Annotated in this window: 1 protein-coding gene; it reads right to left on the bottom strand. The window is 66.4% G+C overall.

Annotated features, from left to right (window positions below; translation table 11 throughout):
• Positions 1–320 precede the first annotated feature (320 nt).
• Positions 321–604, bottom strand: a 284-nt coding sequence (locus ACU18_RS19065; protein WP_331456852.1) for a hypothetical protein, incomplete at its 5' end; no start/stop codon positions are given.

The following is a 604-nucleotide window of genomic DNA, read 5'->3' as shown; positions in this document are numbered from 1 at the left end:
GACCTCGTCACCCGCCACGATTCCGAGAATTGTACGGACGCCGACTGCTCCGGTGGGACCCCAACCGGAAGCATCCCCACAACCAGGGCGCCTGCCAACCGCGATAGGGCGGACAGGACAGACCTCAGTTGAGCCGAAGTCCTGTCCCCGGCGCCAGTGGCACCGGGGACAGGACTCTGCGCGTTAAACCGCAACCAGCGTGGCCGGACGCCGTCGGGACCGCCAGTCAATGCCGGGCATCAGGACGGGCACGAACAAACGCCAAAGCCCCGGCGGACACGGGTCCGGCCGAGGCCTTGGCAGTCAGGATATCTGCGGGTTCAGGCCCATATCTGGTAGCCACTGAATTTATCGAACAGGCGCCGGGTATCGGCGCCGGCGCCGGCGATCCAGAGCACCGAGTCATCGTCGGCAGCCTGATCAACAATGCCGGTGGCAATGTGCTCCCCCTGCATCCATACCTCAACGGTGCGCCCGGTCAGCTGTGACCAGTCCTCCCGCCTGCCACGTCCCGTGGCGGTTTTCACCGGGCGCGTCCCCAGCATGGTCATGTCCGCTACCAGCCGCGTTCTGCGAGGCGGTGCGGCTGCGGGATCTCGTCGAC

Origin of the sequence: Arthrobacter sp. ZBG10 (assembly GCF_001238605.1) — a bacterium.
Taxonomy (GTDB): domain Bacteria; phylum Actinomycetota; class Actinomycetes; order Actinomycetales; family Micrococcaceae; genus Arthrobacter.
This window is presented reverse-complemented; position numbering and strand designations above follow the sequence as displayed.